Annotated in this window: 14 protein-coding genes; 11 read left to right on the forward strand and 3 right to left on the reverse strand. The window is 46.7% G+C overall.

All coding sequences use genetic code 11. The features are described from left to right. Positions 1 to 60 precede the first annotated feature (60 nt). From ACYVE4_RS25505 to ACYVE4_RS25530, 6 genes are all read left to right on the forward strand, one after another. Positions 61 to 1128 (forward strand): sensor histidine kinase, encoded by a 1068-nt coding sequence (locus ACYVE4_RS25505; RefSeq protein WP_461043107.1) that lies wholly within the window; start codon positions 61 to 63, stop codon positions 1126 to 1128. A gap of 308 nt (positions 1129 to 1436) precedes the next feature. Next, on the forward strand, positions 1437 to 2156 hold the full coding sequence (locus ACYVE4_RS25510; protein ID WP_461043108.1) for a LytR/AlgR family response regulator transcription factor: 720 nt from the start codon (positions 1437 to 1439) through the stop codon (positions 2154 to 2156). 137 nt (positions 2157 to 2293) lie between these two features. Continuing rightward, on the forward strand, positions 2294 to 3328 hold the full coding sequence (locus ACYVE4_RS25515) for a sialidase family protein (RefSeq protein WP_461043334.1): 1035 nt from the start codon (positions 2294 to 2296) through the stop codon (positions 3326 to 3328). 209 nt (positions 3329 to 3537) lie between these two features. Next, complete coding sequence (locus ACYVE4_RS25520) at positions 3538 to 4080, forward strand: (2Fe-2S)-binding protein (protein ID WP_461043109.1); 543 nt, start codon at positions 3538 to 3540, stop codon at positions 4078 to 4080. Continuing rightward, a complete protein-coding gene (locus ACYVE4_RS25525; RefSeq protein ID WP_461043110.1) occupies positions 4077 to 5102 on the forward strand; it encodes an FAD binding domain-containing protein in 1026 nt (341 codons plus the stop codon). The genes ACYVE4_RS25520 and ACYVE4_RS25525 overlap by 4 nt, the downstream gene beginning before the upstream one ends. Further along, positions 5099 to 7342 carry a xanthine dehydrogenase family protein molybdopterin-binding subunit gene (locus ACYVE4_RS25530; RefSeq protein ID WP_461043111.1) on the forward strand — a complete coding sequence of 748 codons (2244 nt, stop codon included), beginning with the start codon at positions 5099 to 5101 and terminating at the stop codon, positions 7340 to 7342. The genes ACYVE4_RS25525 and ACYVE4_RS25530 overlap by 4 nt, the downstream gene beginning before the upstream one ends. A 91-nt stretch (positions 7343 to 7433) precedes the next feature. Here the strand turns inward: ACYVE4_RS25530 and ACYVE4_RS25535 are convergent, their stop codons facing one another. Then, complete coding sequence (locus ACYVE4_RS25535; RefSeq protein WP_461043112.1) at positions 7434 to 9026, reverse strand: serine hydrolase domain-containing protein; 1593 nt, start codon at positions 9024 to 9026, stop codon at positions 7434 to 7436. A gap of 145 nt (positions 9027 to 9171) precedes the next feature. On the opposite strand from ACYVE4_RS25535, the gene ACYVE4_RS25540 reads away from it, so the two are divergent. The 3 genes from ACYVE4_RS25540 (at position 9172) to ACYVE4_RS25550 (ending at position 13059) form a co-directional block, all read left to right on the forward strand. Next, positions 9172 to 10743: an amidase gene (locus ACYVE4_RS25540; RefSeq protein WP_461043114.1), complete on the forward strand. Its 1572-nt coding sequence runs from the start codon at positions 9172 to 9174 to the stop codon at positions 10741 to 10743. An 83-nt stretch (positions 10744 to 10826) separates the two neighbouring features. Further along, positions 10827 to 12548, forward strand: coding sequence for a M14 family metallopeptidase (locus tag ACYVE4_RS25545; RefSeq protein WP_461043115.1), 1722 nt, complete (start codon positions 10827 to 10829; stop codon positions 12546 to 12548). A gap of 7 nt (positions 12549 to 12555) precedes the next feature. Continuing rightward, complete coding sequence (locus tag ACYVE4_RS25550; RefSeq protein ID WP_461043116.1) at positions 12556 to 13059, forward strand: YybH family protein; 504 nt, start codon at positions 12556 to 12558, stop codon at positions 13057 to 13059. A 1-nt stretch (position 13060) separates the two neighbouring features. Here ACYVE4_RS25550 and ACYVE4_RS25555 read toward each other — a convergent pair whose 3' ends face one another. Both ACYVE4_RS25555 and ACYVE4_RS25560 read right to left on the reverse strand, forming a co-directional pair. Continuing rightward, a complete protein-coding gene (locus ACYVE4_RS25555) occupies positions 13061 to 13507 on the reverse strand; it encodes a DUF6036 family nucleotidyltransferase (protein WP_461043117.1) in 447 nt (148 codons plus the stop codon). After that, complete coding sequence (locus ACYVE4_RS25560) at positions 13455 to 13670, reverse strand: hypothetical protein (protein WP_461043118.1); 216 nt, start codon at positions 13668 to 13670, stop codon at positions 13455 to 13457. The genes ACYVE4_RS25555 and ACYVE4_RS25560 overlap by 53 nt, the downstream gene beginning before the upstream one ends. A 275-nt stretch (positions 13671 to 13945) precedes the next feature. On the opposite strand from ACYVE4_RS25560, the gene ACYVE4_RS25565 reads away from it, so the two are divergent. Both ACYVE4_RS25565 and ACYVE4_RS25570 read left to right on the forward strand, forming a co-directional pair. Then, a complete protein-coding gene (locus ACYVE4_RS25565) occupies positions 13946 to 14512 on the forward strand; it encodes an RNA polymerase sigma factor (protein WP_461043119.1) in 567 nt (188 codons plus the stop codon). Positions 14513 to 14603: 91 nt separating this feature from the next. Beyond that, positions 14604 to 15629 (forward strand): FecR family protein, encoded by a 1026-nt coding sequence (locus tag ACYVE4_RS25570; RefSeq protein WP_461043120.1) that lies wholly within the window; start codon positions 14604 to 14606, stop codon positions 15627 to 15629. Positions 15630 to 15735: the final 106 nt, after the last annotated feature.

Raw genomic sequence — 15735 nt, forward strand, 5'->3', positions numbered from 1 at the left:
ATAATTTTTACCACGTTTCCCTTTTGTGTTCATTTACATCGAATTACACTGAATTCTGTCATGGATTTCCTGGACCGAACCATAAAAATTCCGCTTTCAAATCGGACCACGACCGTAAAGTACGCACTCGTACACACGGCCTACTGGGTGCTGATTACCGGCTTTTTCCTGTATGAGAAACGCTACCTGATATACAAAGCTGGACTACCGTATTTTGTCGCCTGTGTGATTGTCAGAGTGGTGTTACTGATTGCTATCGCGTATCTTAACATACATTATTTCCTTCCCAAATACCTGCTGACCGGTCGCTATTGGCGATACTTTGGCCTAGTGCTTTTGTCGATATTGGGCTATCTACTTGTACAGGCTTTCTACGATTATATCATTTATGGTTTTGTCATTAACCCCTTTCGAAGCCAGAACTGGATTGAAACGCTGTCGTATAATTTCTTCAGTACGTTGTGGTATCTGGGCCTGATGGTTCCGCTGAAACTGAGCATCGACTGGTATCAGCAGCAGCGCATGTTGCAAAAGATTGCCGTTGAACAATTACAGGCCGAAGTGAACTTCCTGCGCTCGCAGGTAAACCCGCATTTTCTGTTCAATATTCTAAATAATCTGTACGCCCTGACGCTCAAAAAATCGGATTTGGCTCCGGATATGGTCTTGAAATTGTCGGAAATGATGGAATATATGCTCTACGATAGCGACGACGATCGGGTGCCGCTCGAAAAGGAGATCAGCTATTTACAGAACTACATCGAACTGGAAAGGCTCCGCTGCGGAGATCATTCGGAGATTGCTTTGCAAATCAATGGAAAGCCAAATGGACAGGAGATAGCTCCTTTATTGCTATTGCCTCTGGTCGAAAATGCGTTTAAGCATGGCATTAGTAAACAAGCCGATAAATCCTGGCTGCACAGTACGCTAACCCTAAATCCGACCACCGTGGAAATGACCGTCGAAAACAATAAACCCGCCACGCAAAGTAAAAATCAGAAAGGTGGCATTGGTCTGGCAAACCTTCGCAAACGCCTGGAATTGCTGTACCCCGGACGCTATACACTCCAGACCGAAGATCGATCGGATACGTATCGAGCAGCGTTGTCGATTCAATTTGCTGAGTAAGAGTTACCCCACCCTAATTAACTAAGCGTCGAAGTCACCGTGTCTATGTCCATTTCCAAGGTCTGTGTCCTCACAGAACCCTTACCGGAGGATATCGTTGGCTGACGCATAGGTGCCTGTGAGGAGACAGACACGGAGAGTTAGAACGTATCAGCTGTTGGGAACGCTGAATCGACAAGCTTCCCGTTTTGCGGGTCGGTGACTACTATTTGAGCTATACGCTGAACCGGATTGTGAATTAAAATAACCGCTTTATATTGCTGACACATCCGTCACAAGCAACTAGATTATTTTCTGAGTTTTTGAGCATGTTGAAATGTGTAGTCATTGACGACGAGTCGCTGGCTCGCGAAGTGATACAGGGTTATCTCAGCCGACTGGATTTTATTCAATCGGTTCAGCCGTTTGGCAATGCCCGCGAAGCCTTACACTATCTGGAAAACCACGAAGCCGATGTACTATTTCTGGACATTGAGATGCCCGGTATGAACGGCATTGATTTTTTGAAGTCACTTTCGCACCCGCCTATAACGGTTTTCACAACGGCCTACCGCAACTACGCATTCGAGGGGTTTGAACTGGGCGTAATCGACTTCCTGTTGAAGCCAATTGCTTATCCGCGATTTTTGCAGGCTATCGAAAAAATTCGTGACTTTTTAGCCCTCAAAGAGCAAAATTCCAGGCTGGAAAATAGTCTTGCCGAAACTGCACCCGAATCTGTTTTTGTGAAGAGTGGCATACAGCGGATCAAACTGGCTTTCGACGATGTAACGCATATTCAGGGGCTGAAAGATTACGCAATTATTCATACCGCCACCGGAAAAATCGTTATCAAAGGATCAATAAAATCCATGCACGATATTTTTCCAGCGAGCCGATTCATGCGTGTCCATAAGTCGTTTATCGTTGCCGTTTCGCGGATTACCCGAATTGAACGAAATCGGGTATTGCTGGGTGACAATCAGATTCCATTGGGTCGTATTTATAAAGAAGAAGTAGAAAAAATAGTAGTCGATAGGCGGTCTTAAACGGGGTTTATTAAGTAATACAAGTAATCAGCGAATTAATGCCTCTTTACTGGCAAAAAGCTTTTGATTTGCAGGATTCATTGTCAATCCTGACATCTTCGTATTGGTTCTCGTTCTACTTGTCGTACCTGTTTTTTATGAAAATCACGCAGTTTATTCTCATTGCTCTCCTAACGTGTCACGCTCTTTTCGCGCAGTCGGATTATCCGGCAATTCTGAAAAAAGAATGGATTTATGAGAAGGCCCCGTTTCCAGAATGCCACGCATCGACCTTAGCCGAAACGCCACAGGGAATCGTTGCTTCCTGGTTTGGAGGTACACGGGAACGCCATCCAGATGTAGGGATTTGGGTGAGTCAATTGACCAAAACGGGCTGGTCAACGCCTGTTGAAGTGGCAACGGGTGTGCAGCCAGATGGTAAGCGATTGCCCTGTTGGAATCCAGTTTTGTTTCAGGTGCCGAATGGTGAGTTGATCTTATTTTACAAAGTCGGTCCCAGCCCGTCGACCTGGTGGGGTTTGCTGAAGCGATCAAAGGATAATGGCAAAACATGGTCGGAAGCGGAGCGACTGCCGGATGGAATTTTAGGGCCAATCAAAAATAAGCCCGTTCTTTTGTCGAATGGGGTATTGTTATGCCCAACCAGTTCGGAAGACCATAACTGGCGGGTACATTTCGAGCAAACCAGTGATTGGGGGAAAACCTGGCAAAAAACGGCGGCTATCAACGATGGTGTCAATGATGGCGCTATTCAGCCAAGCATTTTGTTTCACAAAGACGGTCAGTTGCAGATACTTTGCCGAGCTCAAAAAGTCGGATTTATTCTGGAAAGCTGGTCGAAGGATAACGGCAAAACCTGGTCGGCGCTAGAAAAAACGTCGCTTCCTAATCCTAATTCAGGAACGGATGCGGTAACCTTAAAAGATGGTCGGCAAGTATTGGTCTATAACCCAACATCGACCCAAAACGGCAAGAATGGTCCACGTACTCCGCTTGATGTGGCTATTTCCGCAGATGGAAAAACCTGGAAAACCCTGGCCGTTCTCGAAAACGAACCGGGCGAATACTCGTATCCGGCCGTCATTCAATCGGCCGATGGTCTAGTTCATATTACCTACACCTGGAAACGTCAGCGTGTCCGACACGTGGTTATCGACCCGAAGAAGGTGTAAAACGAGCAAGACCGTTTCCGAGGTCTGTGTCCTCACAGACCTCGGAAACGGAGGATATCGCTGGCTGACGTACAGGTTTCTGTGCGGACACCGACATGGGGAGTTCGTCGCCTGGCTGATAGTCATTATGCATAAGACCTCTAGTTAACTTTCTTAAAACATCTCTGATTCTAAGTAGTTCTGGCAGTAGACTTTACTGCTGGAACGTTATGAATCTTACAATCGAAGCGCCACCGCTCGAAAAGCGGCCTCCCTCACTGCCTCCAGTCCATTCCGTGACCCTTACGGTGAATGGCTCTGATACCCAGTTACAACTTGCTCCCTGGACCAGTTTACTCGATGCCCTACGCGAGTACATGGATCTGACCGGCACGAAAAAAGGCTGCGATCATGGCCAATGCGGAGCCTGTACTGTGCTCGTCGACGGAAAGCGAATCAATTCCTGTTTAACAATAGCGATTATGCAGGAAGGTAAACAAATCACAACAATTGAAGGGTTGGGCCAGCAGAATGCTGATTCGGATGAAGAAGAATTGCACCCGTTGCAAAAAGCATTTATTGACCACGACGCCTTTCAGTGTGGTTACTGCACACCTGGTCAAATTTGTTCAGCAGTTGGACTGATGAAGGAAGGACACGCGAAAACGACGGCTGATATTCGGGAGTTAATGAGCGGAAATATCTGCCGGTGTGGGGCATACACCAATATTGTAGACGCGATTGAGGCAGTCATAAATCAGCAAACGGTATGAATAGCTTTACCTACACCCGCGCAGATGCCGTTGATAACGCAGTTCGCGAACGAGCGGCTGAACCGATGGCCAAATTCATTGCTGGCGGCACTAACCTGATTGATCTGATGAAGGAAAACGTGGAGCGGCCCACGCGATTAATCGACATTACGCGATTGCCGATGACCACAATTTCCGATATTATGGATGGGGGGCTACGTTTGGGGGCTCTGGTTACCAATGCCGATACGGCTTATGATGAGCGAGTAATTAAACGCTATCCCTTGCTCTCGCAGGCAATTTTGGCAGGCGCATCCCCACAACTCCGCAACATGGCTACTGATGGCGGAAATCTGATGCAGCGAACGCGCTGTTATTATTTCTACGATCTGGCCACGCCTTGTAATAAACGTGAACCTGGTTCAGGCTGCTCGGCGATCAATGGCTTTAACCGGATTCATGCAATTCTGGGAACAAGAGAACAAAACCAATCTGGCGAGTTAACTGAACCACAGTGTATTGCCACCCATCCATCCGATATGTGCGTGGCGCTGGCAGCTTTGGGAGCTGTGGTGCGTGTGACAGGTAAAAATGGAGATCGAACGATTCCATTCGCTGATTTTCATAAACTCCCCGGCAACACTCCTCATATTGACAATACCCTCGAACCCGACGAACTGATTACGGCTATCGATTTGCCTGAAAAGGGTTTTCCTACATATCACATGTACCTAAAACTCCGTGATCGAGCGTCGTATGCGTTTGCACTGGTTTCGGTTGCGGTTGGGCTAGAGATGGAAAACGAAACGATTACAGACGCTCGGATTGCGCTTGGCGGAGTCGCTCACAAACCATGGCGAAAGCCTGAAGCCGAAGCTGTGTTGGTTGGTAAACCGGCTACCAGGGAGAATTTTCAGGCGGCTGCTGAGATCCTATTGGCTGGCGCTCAGGGGTATGGACACAACACATTTAAAATAGAACTGGCTAAACGGGCCATTGTACGGGCACTGGGACAAGCCGCTAAACTCGAACCAACCGCATGACACAAGCCATTGGAAAACCCATCAATCGCGTCGACGGCAAAGAGAAAGTAACCGGAAAAGCCAAGTATGCCGCCGAATTCAGCGTACCTGATCTAGCCTACGGATACGTCGTATCGAGTACGATTGCCAAGGGGAAAATTATCCGTATCGACGCCAGTGAAGCACTAAGTCTGGATGGTGTACTACAGGTTTTTACCCACGAAAATCGCCCGAAACTAGCCTGGTTCGACATGAGTTATAAAGACCAGGACGCCCCGCCTGGTTCGCCTTTTCGACCTTTTTACGATAACAAAATCAAGTATAGCGGCCAGCCGATTGCTTTAGTCGTGGCCGAAACTTTTGAAGTAGCGCGCTATGCCGCATCGCTGATTCAGGTTGATTACAAAGAAGATACGCACGAAACGAGTCTGGAGGCAAATCTCCATGAAGCTCGTGAGCCTAAATCCGGTATTGCCAGCATCTTGAAGCCACCGCCACCAAAACCACGGGGTAACTTTGAGGTAGCCTATCAGGAAACCCCGGCAAAAATAGCCGGCCGTTATGTACACGCGGCTGAACACCATAATCCGATGGAGTTGTTTGCTAGCACTGTTTGCTACGGAACGGATAGTAAAAAGAAACCTAAACTGACGATTTACGATAAAACACAGGGCGTAACGAATAGCATTCTGTACGTTTCGCAGGTATTCAATATTCCGTTTAAAAATCTGCGGGTCGTATCACCGTATATGGGAGGTGGTTTTGGGTCAGGGTTACGGCCACAATATCAGCTGTTTATGGCGACGATGGCAGCTCTTGAACTGAAGCGATCTGTGCGCGTAACACTCACTCGTCAGCAGATGTTTACGTTTGGTCATCGACCTGCAACGGTTCAGAATGTGGCATTGAGTGCATTACCCGATGGCACGATGAATGCTCTGTACCATGATGCTGTAGGGGAAACCTCGCAATTTGAAGATTATACGGAAGTTGTCGTTAATTGGGGTGGGATGCTATATCCGCCAGAAAACGTTAAAATGGACTATAAACTAGTGCCATTAGATGTTTATAGTCCACTAGATATGCGGGCGCCAGGTGGCGTAACGGGTATGTCTGCCCTGGAAATTGCCCTGGACGAACTAGCGTATGAAGTCAGAATGGACCCGTTGGAATTACGACTTAAAAATTACACTGATATCGACCATAACGAGAATCGGCCTTACTCCAGCAAGGAACTGCGGGAGTGTTTCCGACAGGGTGCTGAACGCTTCGGCTGGTCGAAACGTAATTTTGAACCTCGGTCGATGAAAAAAGATCACAACCTGATTGGCTGGGGAATGGCTACCGGTATCTGGGACTCGAATATGATGGGTGCCCGTGCAGAAGCCGCTTTATTGGTGAATGGCAAATTGCGAGTAAGTAGCGCTACGGCTGATATCGGTACTGGGACTTACACGATAATGACCCAAATTGCCGCCGATACGCTCGGTATACCGGTAGAAGATGTGATGTTCAAACTCGGCGATACGGACTTTCCCATTGCCCCTATTTCAGGAGGTTCCTGGACGGCCGCTACGGTCGGTTCAGCGGTGCAGGCTGCTTGTCAGGAAGTTGGAAAGTCGTTATTGAAATTGGCGAAGAAACTGCCGGGTTCGCCATTTAAAAGTGCCAAATGGGAAGATATTGAATTTGCTGATAAGCATTTGCGACTGAAAAAAGATCCGTCTGTTGCCGTTTCACTACTGACGCTTGTCAATCTGAATGGCGGCAAAGCGGTTCGGGAAACATCGGGCGCGTTTGCTAATTTGTTGAAACAGAAAGATTACACCCGAAGCGTACATTCAGCTGTATTTGTGGAGGTGATGGTTGATGAAGAGTTGGGCACTGTGAAAGTAACGCGAGCCGTCAGCGCTGTTGCGGCTGGGCGTATCCTGAATCCTAAAACGGCACGTAGCCAGATTTTGGGCGGTATGGTATGGGGCATCAGCAAAGCGCTCCATGAAGAAAGCGTTCTGGATCACAATTTCGGACGATTTATGAACCATAATCTGGCTGAATACCACGTATCCGTCAACGCCGACATTCACGATCTCGACGTTATTTTCGTAGAAGAACACGACAGTATTGTGAATCCGTTAGGCGTAAAAGGGGTAGGAGAAATTGGTATTGTGGGAATGCCTGCTGCCATTGCCAACGCTATATTTCATGCAACCGGAAGGCGCATGAGAGACTTGCCAATTACGCTGGATAAGTTGCTGTAATAGACTAAAACCCTTGAATCCCCTAAAGTGGACTTTCTCTATTTAGGAGCAAAGTCCACTTTAGGGGATTCAGGGGTTTTAGTCACACAATTTAAGCCACTGCTTTCCCTTCCAGGACAGGTCGTTTGTCTTTGGTTTTGGCCAGAATATTCAGACTGCTCTGAAACTCAACCTGTACCCCTTCGGCACCGAACTTACAGGTAACTGTATCATAGTGAGCCGTTTCGATAAATCGCCAGACCATCACGAATGTATTCGCATCTTGCCAGCTGCCACTTCCAGCAACTTTTCGAACATCGCTGCCGGGTACGGGTGTTGGGGTTAGCATCAACGGGGCTACGGCAAACGTAGTCGTGCTTTCGGCCCATCGGTTCACACCGCACAGTACCTGATGGCTTCCTTTATCATCCTGCAATTTGAAGATACAACCATCCTTGCCGAAGGTCAACGATACATCTTTTACGTGCAGCGAATTATCGGCAATAGCATAATTTTTACCACTGATCTGACTGGCAACCGAATTCGCGGATTCTGTAGTCGCTGGCAGTAAGGTTATCGAAGCTAGTTTTTTCGTAAGAGCAGGCTGCTGCGTTTTGGCCGAGGCCAGATTGGTACCGCGAAGGGCTGGCAGAATATGATTCCAGATAGCGTCCAGGACTCCCTGCATATTACCTGTTTCAGACGTTATGGCGATAACCGCATCTTCTTTCGGCAGCACAATACAATACTGACCAAAGGCACCGTCGCCCCGATACGCATCATTCCGACACCGCCAGAATTGGTAACCATAGCCCTGAATCCAGTCATTGACACTCTCGTCTCCTTTACCGCCTTTCGATTGAACTTCTTTCTTAGTTGCATCCGCAATCCAGGATTCCTGAATCAGTCGCTTGCCATTCCACATACCTTTTTGCAGGTACAGTTGCCCGAATTTGGCTATGTCTTCGGTTTTCACGCGCAATCCCCAACCGCCTGTATTGATGCCCTGTGGCGAAACTTCCCAATCTTCTCCTTCGATACCAAGCGGTCCAAACAAACGTGGTTTTAGATATTCCAGTACAGTTTGGCCTGTCAGTTTCTGAACAATCGCTGAGAGCATATACGTCGCTCCGCTGTTGTACACGAAAAATGTTCCGGGCTCATGATCAACGGGTTGCGCCAGGAAGGCTTTTACCCAGTTTGGATTTGGTCCGTTTCGCAACGATCCCGTTGTATCCTTATCATGGCCTGTCGACATCGTCAGCAAATCTTTCACACGCATAGCCGCCAGATTTGGACTGACTGTTTCGGGTAAATCGTCCGGGAAAAACTTAACGACTTTATCCTCAACGGTTAGCCGCTTCTCCGCAACGGCCATCCCAACGGCGGTCGACGTAAAGCTTTTGCTGAGCGAATACAACGTATGCTTATACTGAGGAGCATACGGCGCCCACCAACCCTCAGCCACGACCTGTCCGTGTCGGAGCACCATTACACTGTGAACGTTGAGTTTTTCTTTTTCGATGGTATTCACAAAATCCAGCAAGCCACCCGGTGCTACGCCCTGTGCTTCCGGCAGACTACGGGGAAGTTTTCCGGTTTTTGTAGGCAGTGCCCAGCTTGTTGTTGGTAAGTTGCTGGAGATCAATAGGCCAGCTGCGCCGAATCCAAGTTGTTGGAGGAAATCTCTACGATTAAGGTTCATGGTTTTGCGTAAGGGGTAACAAACTGATTGATAGACGTTGTCAACGATAGGGTAGTCTCAAAAGGCCAAAGCAGGGTGAAACTTACTATTGCCTATTCATTTATTCTGCCTACCTTTTAGACTGCCAACTACACTCATCAAAGCTATGTTGAAACGATTACATTCTCTTGGTTTCTTATTTCTATTTTTTAGTCTATTCGCCAGCGCCCAATCCTTTAAGCCAAAACAACTCCGCGAAGCCACGATCGAACAACTCCATACGGCTATGCAGAAGGGTAAGCTCTCAGCGGTTCAACTTGTGCAGCTTTACCTCGATCGGATAGAGGCTTATGATAAACAGGGGCCGTTTATTAACACAATCATTATGGTGAATCCCAAAGCGTTAGCCGAAGCGCGTCGGCTCGATTCGCTGTATAAATCAACAGGAAAATTTGTGGGGCCGCTACATGGAATTCCGGTGATTGTGAAAGATAATTACAATACGTTCGATATGCCCACGACGAATGGAACACTGGCCATGAAAAAGTCGATTCCGCCGAAAGATGCCTTTGTGGTGAAGCGAATTCGCGAAGCCGGAGCGATTATTATTGCCAAGTCAAATCTGGCTGAATTCGCGACATCAGGTAATGTTTCTGTGAGTTCGATCTTGCCGGGCTATTCGCGTAATCCCTACGATACCCGACGAACGACGGCCGGATCGAGTGGAGGAACGGCTGCTGCCGTAGCCGCCGATTTTGGAACCATTGGCCTTGGAACGGATACCGGAAGTTCGATTCGTGGCCCTTCGTCACACCAGAGTTTAGTTGGATTTCGACCAACATTGGGACTAGTTAGTCGCGACGGGATTGCGCCATTAGCGATGACGAATGATACGGGAGGGCCGATTTGTCGAACGGTAGAAGATGCGGTACGTGTACTCGATGTGATTGCTGGCTACGACAAAGCCGATACTGTAACCCGACGTAGTGAAGGAAAAATCCCGAAAACCTACCGTGAATTTCTGGATAAAGACGGACTGAAAGGAACAAAAATTGGGGTTTTCCGTCAACTTATCACGACGAAAAATTCAGACCCACAGGTGTACGCTCTGTTCAATAAGGCACTGGACGAACTTCGGGCAGCTGGGGCTACTGTAATCGATTCGGTACGCGTCCCGGAATTAGACACCATCAACAAATCATTCGATACGATTCCACAGTTACGCCGGGATTTTAATCTATATCTAGCTAATTTAGGATCGGGTGCTCCCCATAAATCACTGACATCCATTATAAAATCGAGACAATTCCATCCAAGTATCGAAAAAACGCTGCTGGATTCGGACAAGGATACGCTGGCTCCCGAAGCACACAAAGGTTGGGGCAAGAACATGGCCTTGCGTGAGCGATTAAGAACATTATTGCTTCGGGCAATGGATTCAACGGGTGTCGATGTGCTGGTCTATCCAACGTTCAGTTATCCACCTCGGCTCATTGGTGATCTAAATACGCCATCGGGAACGAACAATAATGCGCTGTCTCCACCAACGGGTTTTCCTGCATTTTCAGTGCCGATGGGCTTCACGTACAATGACTTACCGGCTGGAATGCAATTCTTCGGACGACCGTTTAGTGAGCCGACGCTTATTAAATTATGTTATGCCTACGAGCAGGCAACCCACCACCGTCGTCCACCCGCAAGCACGCCCGTTTTGCCGAAAAAGAAACGGAAATCATGAGAACATAAGAAGGATTTGAGTTTGAGATTCCTCCTTCGTTGGAAGGATAAAAAGTGCGATTTTTGGTGTAGAATTAAACTTTTATGAACAAGATTTTTACGACGTTACTTCTCTCGCTTACAGTAAGTTTATCCGTATTTGGCCAAACGAAACCTGCAAATCTGACACCTTTTGAGCGCGATACGAATCAGACAGCAACTTACGCGCAAATTATCAGCTGGTATCAGCAACTAGATAAACAGTATGAGCAGGCTAAACTGATTGAAATTGGCAAGACAGATATTGGTAAGCCCTTGCATCTGTTTCTGTTGGCTGCCGATAAGCAGTTTACATCTCGGCCAAATCGGGTTACGCTATTAATTAATAACGGTATTCATCCCGGTGAACCCGAAGGAATTGATGCCTGCATGATGATGGCGCGCGACTTGCTGAAAGCCAATAAATTACCAAAAAACGTTTTGATTGCTATCGTTCCGGTATTTAATGTAGATGGCTGCCTGAATCGGGGTGTTTCGCGAGTCAATCAAAATGGACCGGAGTCGTATGGATTTCGGGGAAATGTGCGCAACTTAAACCTGAACCGCGATTTCATTAAGGCCGAAGCCGAAAATACAAAGGCGTTTCTGACGATGTATCAGTCGCTAAAACCGCAGGTATTTATTGATAACCATACTAGTGATGGCGCTGATTACCAGCATGTGTTGACATATTTCGCCACCCAGAAAGATAAGCTACATCCAATGGTGTCGGGTTATATGACCCAAACGTTTCAGCCTGCGTTGGATAAAATGTTGGCAGCTAAAGGATTTCCGTCGGCACCTTACGTAAACCATGCGGGCGATACACCCGAAAGCGGCCTGATTGGGTATTACGATTCTCCACGCTATACGACGGGCTATGCGGCTTTATTTAACTGTTTTGGCTTTACGCTGGAAACCCACATGTGGAAGCCTTATCCAGCGAGGGTGAAAGCATCCTACGCATTCGATGAGGAAGTGATGCGATTATGCGAGCGAGAAGCGCAGACGATACTTTCGAATCAGCAGAAAGCGAATGAAGCGGTTCGTCAGCAGAAAACGTTTGCCCTGAATTATAAACTGGATCGAACTAAAACAGCAGATTCCATAACGTTTCTCGGTTATACCGCTACCTACAAACCCAGCGATGTATCAGGACTAAAACGACTGTATTACGACCGTTCGAAACCCTTCACCAAGCGCGTTCCGTATTACAATACGTTTAGCGTTGAAAATCAAGTCGAAAAACCTCGTGCGTACGTGATTCCGCAAGGTTGGCTCGAAGTAATTAGCCTCCTCAAACGCAGTGGTGTACTGCTCCAGCCGCTTCCGAAAGATACACTAATGACGGTTTCGGCTTATTACATAACGGACTATAAAACCCCACAGCGACCTTACGAAGGACATTATTTACATACAGGAGTGAAGGTAAGGACTGAAGAGCAACGCATTCAATTTTACAAAGGCGATTACCTGATTCAGACGAACCAGTCAACGAATCGATATATTGTTGAAACGCTTGAACCGCAGGCTGTTGACTCCTTTCTCGCCTGGAATTTTTTCGACAGTATTCTCGATCAGAAAGAGTATTTCTCTGGCTATATTTTCGAGGATACCGCTGCCGAACTTGTGAAGAAGAATCCAGAATTACAGAAGCAATTAGCCGAAAAACGAGCGTCTGACAAGGCCTTTGCCGAAAGTGCCAATGCGCAATTGGATTTCATTTACAGGCAAACGCCTTACTACGAAAAAACGCATAGTCGGTATCCTGTGTATAGATTAAACTGATTCTAATATGGCTTATTTGCTTCGACTGATTTCAGTAACACTGCTTCTATTACCAGGTTATTTGTCAGCTCAAACCAACCGTAAAAAAACGATTACGGAGTCGGCGGATGAGGCTTCTACCCGAACATTGCGCAAGCAATCGAATCAGGCCATTCAGTCGCGCGATCTTGCTGGATTTGGTGAAACGATGCTGCCTGACATCGAAGTGACGCGAGGAAGTGGCTCACACGTATCGGGCCGTGATTCCGTATTGGCGTCCGTATCGGTTCAATTCAAAGATCCCGCCTTTCTGGGCTATGTACGGACTACTGACCAGATAGAAATCAGTACAATGAGCCCACTTGCTGCTGAGCACGGCCATTGGACAGGTCGTTTTAAACGCTCGGACGGGATTCAAACCATCACGGGGACGTATTTATCAATGTGGCGCAAAACCGATTCAGGCTGGAAAATCCGCTCCGAATTATTTGTCAGCTTAGCCTGCGCAGGCAGTGCAGATTGTGGGAGGTAACTTATTCAGTTCCTCCTGGCAAGTTCTCCAAATCCTGCAAGTCTTGTGGTCGACCGAGAGCTTGTTTATTACGGATTAAATCAGGCAAACTGATGATATTAGTCGGTACATTCTCAATTAGAAGTACCACTCGGTTTTGATAACAATCATCAAATGAAACGCCTAATGTAAATGTCATCAGATCAATCCATTCATCATATCGATTGAACGATAAATAATTGGGCACTTTAGTGAAATCTTCATGCTCAAATTCTCCGTCCTGATAACCGTAGCGGTATAACGCTCGTAAAAGCCGATCTGCATTATCATTACTGGGCCGCACGAAAATATCAATATCACCCGTAGTACGTAGATATCCATGCGCGATCACCGCATGTCCGCCCAGTACGACATAGTCAACGGCCTCTTCGTTGAATAGGCTTATCAGATTTAAGTACTTGTCGTCCATTGCCTAAAGGGGGATTGGTTGGATTCGCGTAGTAGATTGCCTTAGCTCGTCTGATCAACTTCAGAGCTGCGGCTAATCGCTCCTGAGGTGTTTTGGCCCACCAGTATTCTTTATCGTAAACGTGAATTTCTTCAGGATTGCTGGATTTACGGATGGTAGACATAAGGTAACAATCAATTCAAGAACGGCTTTCTATCGCCAGAAATCGTATATCATTATGGATCGGTAAAAATAAACCTAAATCATTTTCTCTTGCCTACAGAATTGTTATCTTTAATACAAGTGACACAAACATGCTCCAGTATTATGCTATTAATTATTTGTTAATATTGACTGCGAAAAACGAAGAAATCCTTAATCAGCAAGTGACTGATTAAAAATACAGCATACCGACCTTTGTAGCATAAATCACTCAAACGCACTTAGGAAACTCAGCGTATGAACTCCATGTTTACGGCCTATTCCGATGAACGTAACGACGAAAAGGAGTTTGCTGATCTGTATGATCGGCATTTTCGATCTTTGTTTAATTATGCGTTCAGTAAGGTAAACGATCGGTTTGTCGCTCAGGAAATTGTGCAGGAAGCGTTTATTAGTTTTTGGAAACAACGACATACAAACGCTATTGAGTCGAACCAGTCGTATTTGTTTGCCACAGCCAAAAACCTGATCATTTCTCATTACCGTAAAGAATACACGCGGCAGCAATACTATAATCAATGGGAAGTGCATCAGGAGAATTCGGTCGAACAAACCGACCAGCCGTTGCTTCTAGCTGATCTGCAACAGCGTTACGAAGAAGGACTTCAATTGCTCCCCGATAAATGTAAAGAAGTATTTATCAGTAGCCGAAAAGGGCAGTCGAATCGGGAGATTGCCCAACAATTAGCTATCTCCGAAAAAACAGTCGAACAGCACATTACCAAGGCGTTACGCGTCTTGAAAGCCCATCTGAAGGAGCATTACGCCTATATGGTTATCTACATGCTTACCTTGTTCGATTAGTGTACGATTAAAAATAATTCGAAAATTTTTCGGAATAGACTAAGGGTTGTCAGCTTGGCGCGCGACTTAGGTTTTGTAATCCACCTAAACCATGCCCAAGATCTCTCCGCAATTACTGGATAAGTACCTCCGGAACGAATGCACTGAACAGGAAAAAGAGCAGGTGGAGGCCTGGTATGCATCCATGCAGGGGACGACTGATTTCCTGGACTCATTACCCGAAACCGAGCAGCAACAGCTACAGGAAGAAACGTTCTCTGTGATTCAGGAACGATTGAGCGACGAGAAAGTGCCCGTTGTAAGAACGCTCTCATGGGGGTGGACGGCCTGGTTGGCAGCTTCCATACTCCTGGCGATTACGGTTTATACGACCTATCGCGATTCTGCCGACCAGATTGCTGCATTTCTAAAGTCAGACGATGCGACACCGGTAACTAAGTCCGCATTCGTTGCGACAACCCAGTTTGTCAATCATAAACCTCGTCCAGTTAAGTTCGCCTTGCCCGACGGGAGCTCGGTTTGGATGCAGGCGGGTGCTTCAATAACCTATCCGAAAAAATTTGCCAGCGATAAGCGATTGGTTTCGTTTTCGGGCGAAGGATTTTTTTCGGTGAAGAAAGACAAAACCTGCCCATTTTTTATCCAGAGTGGCGAAATGAGCATTAAAGTATTGGGAACCAGCTTTAATGTAAAAGCGCTGACGAACCGTAATGTATTTCAGGTTGCGGTAGTGACTGGAAAAGTACAGGTAAACGCACCGGATCGGGAACGGCGTGAACAGCAGGTGATTCTGCAACCTCGTCAGCAGGTTGTTTTCGAAATCGATTCGAAACGATTGATTTCATCAACCATACCCAGTCAAGCGAGAAAGGAAATCTACGAGCCCATTACCATTGTATTCGATAACACCCCTTTAGATCAGGTTATCGGAAAACTCCAAAAACGATTCAACATAAAGATGCGATTATCTAATCCGAAAATCGCATCCTGCCGCCTGAGCGCCGATTTTGAGCAACAATCATTACCACTGATTATGGAAATGCTCTGCACCGCGCTGGATGCAAATTATACTCAGTCAGGAAAGACTATCCTGATCGACGGTTTGCCTTGTGAATGAGTTTATTAGATAGCTAGATATAACTATTACTTACGTAATCACCCATAACCCCAACTGCTATTTATGAGAAGATTTATCTGAGCCTACATAACCAAAAAACCGGGAG

It is taken from the genome of Spirosoma harenae, from assembly GCF_054776975.1.

What these genes read in the sequence shown, in the direction of transcription:
- ACYVE4_RS25565 (WP_461043119.1), top strand. Translation starts at nt 13,946, where the DNA reads ATGAACTCCATGTTTACGGCCTATTCCGATGAACGTAACGACGAAAAG.
- ACYVE4_RS25510 (WP_461043108.1), top strand. Translation starts at nt 1,437, where the DNA reads ATGTTGAAATGTGTAGTCATTGACGACGAGTCGCTGGCTCGCGAAGTG.
- ACYVE4_RS25545 (WP_461043115.1), top strand. Translation starts at nt 10,827, where the DNA reads ATGAACAAGATTTTTACGACGTTACTTCTCTCGCTTACAGTAAGTTTA.
- ACYVE4_RS25560 (WP_461043118.1), bottom strand. Translation starts at nt 13,670, where the DNA reads ATGTCTACCATCCGTAAATCCAGCAATCCTGAAGAAATTCACGTTTAC.
- ACYVE4_RS25505 (WP_461043107.1), top strand. Translation starts at nt 61, where the DNA reads ATGGATTTCCTGGACCGAACCATAAAAATTCCGCTTTCAAATCGGACC.
- ACYVE4_RS25555 (WP_461043117.1), bottom strand. Translation starts at nt 13,507, where the DNA reads ATGGACGACAAGTACTTAAATCTGATAAGCCTATTCAACGAAGAGGCC.
- ACYVE4_RS25570 (WP_461043120.1), top strand. Translation starts at nt 14,604, where the DNA reads ATGCCCAAGATCTCTCCGCAATTACTGGATAAGTACCTCCGGAACGAA.
- ACYVE4_RS25530 (WP_461043111.1), top strand. Translation starts at nt 5,099, where the DNA reads ATGACACAAGCCATTGGAAAACCCATCAATCGCGTCGACGGCAAAGAG.
- ACYVE4_RS25525 (WP_461043110.1), top strand. Translation starts at nt 4,077, where the DNA reads ATGAATAGCTTTACCTACACCCGCGCAGATGCCGTTGATAACGCAGTT.
- ACYVE4_RS25520 (WP_461043109.1), top strand. Translation starts at nt 3,538, where the DNA reads ATGAATCTTACAATCGAAGCGCCACCGCTCGAAAAGCGGCCTCCCTCA.
- ACYVE4_RS25540 (WP_461043114.1), top strand. Translation starts at nt 9,172, where the DNA reads ATGTTGAAACGATTACATTCTCTTGGTTTCTTATTTCTATTTTTTAGT.
- ACYVE4_RS25535 (WP_461043112.1), bottom strand. Translation starts at nt 9,026, where the DNA reads ATGAACCTTAATCGTAGAGATTTCCTCCAACAACTTGGATTCGGCGCA.
- ACYVE4_RS25550 (WP_461043116.1), top strand. Translation starts at nt 12,556, where the DNA reads ATGGCTTATTTGCTTCGACTGATTTCAGTAACACTGCTTCTATTACCA.
- ACYVE4_RS25515 (WP_461043334.1), top strand. Translation starts at nt 2,294, where the DNA reads ATGAAAATCACGCAGTTTATTCTCATTGCTCTCCTAACGTGTCACGCT.